Source organism: Daejeonella sp. (genome assembly GCF_049655485.1).
Taxonomy (GTDB): Bacteria; Bacteroidota; Bacteroidia; order Sphingobacteriales; family Sphingobacteriaceae; genus Daejeonella.
Genome location: NZ_JBASJU010000288.1, coordinates 1 through 2,942, shown reverse-complemented (window position 1 = coordinate 2,942; position 2,942 = coordinate 1). Strand labels below are relative to the sequence as shown.

Sequence of the window (2,942 nt, the reverse complement as noted above, 5' to 3'; positions counted from 1 at the left end):
GTGCTGCTATAGCCCGTAACACTTGTAAATTTTTAATCATAATCAGCTAGCCAGCATACCATTTATTTCATCCACCTTTCATACCACACCTGAAACATGATCAGGTTCCAAAGTTTGAAAACATTCTCCCTTTTATTTTTAAGGTAGCGGCTAACGATTTTATTCACGGCAACAACATTAAAGATGCCTTGCTTTCTTACATATGTTTCATTTAAAAACTGTCTGACATATCCGCTTATTTCGGAGTCGAACCAGTTTACGATTGGAATTCCAAAGCCCATTTTAGGCCGTGCCATCATCTCCTTCGGTAAATATTTATGACAAATCTCCTTTAAAATATACTTCTTTTCACCATTGCGAATTTTGAGGTCAGACGGCAACCTCGCCGACCATTCCAACAAACGATGATCTAAAAGCGGCTCTCGCCCCTCTAAACTTACACTCATTGTTGCACGGTCAACTTTAGTCAAAATATCGTCTACCATATAGGTCTGGTAATCTGAGTACAGTAAATTACTAAGATCATCCTCATATTGTTCATCAATAAATGGCATGTTTCCAAAGAATTCTATCGAATGTCCGCTGCCGTTCACAAGACTATCTATTTCAGTATCCGAAAAAAACTTTGCAACAGAGGAAAGCCCATCCATTACACCTTCTGCTTTAAGCAGTTCTATACCTTTATAATATCTGGTCTGGAAGTTATATGTTTTATTGAAATAAGGAATCTTTCCCGGATCAATCCTGCCAAGGAAGTCTGCAGCGGCATGTCGAAGCTGTTTTGGAATGACCGAATTTCTTTTTGCTCCATTTAAAATATAGGTATACTTTGAATAACCGCCGAATAATTCGTCTCCTGCGTCCGCAGAAAGTGCTACGGTTACTTTCTCCCTGGCAAGTTTGCTCACCAGCATGGTAGGAATTGAGGAAGGATCTGCAAAAGGTTCATCCCAATGTTCTGGAATCTCAGGTATTAAATTCCTTGCGTCGTCAGACGTACAATAATATTCTGTATGGTCGGTACCAAGATATGCCGCTACCTTTTTGGCAAATGGGGCTTCATCAAATCCAGCTTCATTAAAACCGATCGAAAAAGTCTTTAATTTCTCAGTTCTGTTATGCTGCAGAAGCGCAGCTACAGTACTACTGTCGTACCCGCCACTTAAGAAAACTCCTACAGGCACATCCGCCACCATTCTGTATTCTACGGCAGATTGCATTAGCTTCTCGGTTTCTGAGATTGCGTCCGCATCGCTAATAGTCATCTTTGGTTGATTATAGTAATCTACCGCTCTCCAGTAGGGATGTTCCTTGAACTGGAATGTAGAAATATTAAATTCTATATAATGGCCTGGCTTAAGTTTAAAAGCATTTTTAAAAATCGTCATCGGAGCTTTTATATAACCGAATTGCATAAATTGAGCAACAGCCCTTTGATCGATTTCTTTTTTAAAACCCGGGTGTTCGTGAAAAGCTTTTAGTTCGGATGCAAATAACATTAGTTTACCCTCTGAGTAGTAATAAAATGGCTTCACGCCAGGGCGATCTCTAAAAAACCAAGCTTTTTGTCTTTTATGATTCACTATAACAAATGCAAACATCCCAATAAATAGGTCTACTGCTTTTAATCCCCACTCGTCGAATGACTGCAGTATTACCTCTGTATCAGAATGGCTTTTGAAAACGCGTCCGATCTTTTCAAGCGAACTTTTAATTTCGCCATAATTGTATATTTCTCCGTTAAAGACGATGCTCCAATCGCCAAAGAACATCGGTTGACTGCCTGTTTCATGCAGATCTATAATACTCAAACGGCGGTGACCCAAGCCCACGGAAGCTGGGAGATCGTCTAAAACAACTAAACCCTTACCATCCGGCCCTCTGTGAGCCAGTACCGCAGTCATTTTTGCCAATTCCTGTTGGCCAGAAACCTTGCTTTTATCAATAAATCCTGCGATCCCGCACATCCTTATTTATGTTCAATTTGTTTATACAATTCTTCCAGCCTTCATTGGTAAGTTTCAGATGAAAAGGACGTTTTTATATGATTCATTGCAGCTTCCGACATCCGGGCATAATCTGTCTCGTCCATATTTTTCGCCCTGACCATTACATCTTCGAAACCTTGTCTGCTGTAATCTGAAACAAGCCCATTTATACCATCCTGTACAATCAGTTCATAGCCGGTACTATTTACAATAACCGGTACTACCCCCACACTCATCGCCTCAAGCAGTGCATTATTAGCGAAAACAACTGAAGATGGTAAAACAAAAAATTTCGATTCTTTATACAACTCCCATGGATCAGATACAAAATCGAGTAGCCTTAGGTTGGCGGGTTTATTTTTAATAACATAATCTTGTTCTGTGTTATAAAGTGTTTGTTTCAACACGCCCGCCAATATATTCTGAGTGTTCCGGAAGCGATCCGTATTTAAGATGTCTACAAACCAGTCCGACTTTCTTTCTGGAATAAGGCGGTTTACCCATAAGAAATCAATTCTTTTTTTTTGAAAAGGCAAGCTATTAACGCCGTTATATTCCTTTTGCTTTATTTCAACGGCATTGTGGATGAAAACCATTCGTTTTATCTTTAAACGTTGTAATATTTCCTCCATATATAGCTCACGATACCAGACTATTCGGGCTCTCTTATAGCATATCCACATAGAAAACCTGGTGATTAAGTCATAACCACCCCTCTTGAAATATAATAGATCGCCCCTCTCAACGCAGATAGTCGCTATGTTGAAGAAATTAACAAGAAGCATATATATAAAAGAAAACCTACCCCCGGGATATATTTCGACGTGATGAATGGCGTGTCTATTTTGTCTCAGGAAACTAAAAACTTGCTTTAGTCGGGGGAAAAGACCGGTTGCAAGAACAAAATATCTATCAGTACCTGTAAAGTATTGCTCGGCATATTCCGTGTAACTA

The 2,942-nt window shown here is 39.5% G+C and carries 2 protein-coding genes; both read right to left on the bottom strand.

Going from position 1 to position 2,942, the window contains the following annotated elements; translation table 11 throughout:
- Positions 1-62 precede the first annotated feature (62 nt).
- Positions 63-1,967: an asparagine synthase (glutamine-hydrolyzing) gene (gene asnB, locus WBJ10_RS12190; protein ID WP_424290668.1), complete on the bottom strand. Its 1,905-nt coding sequence runs from the start codon at positions 1,965-1,967 to the stop codon at positions 63-65.
- Between the two features lie 41 nt (positions 1,968-2,008).
- A partial coding sequence (locus WBJ10_RS12185) for a glycosyltransferase (RefSeq protein ID WP_424290666.1) occupies positions 2,009-2,942 on the bottom strand: 934 nt, incomplete at its 5' end.

What these genes read in the sequence shown, in the direction of transcription:
- asnB (WP_424290668.1), bottom strand. Translation starts at nt 1,967, where the DNA reads ATGTGCGGGATCGCAGGATTTATTGATAAAAGCAAGGTTTCTGGCCAA.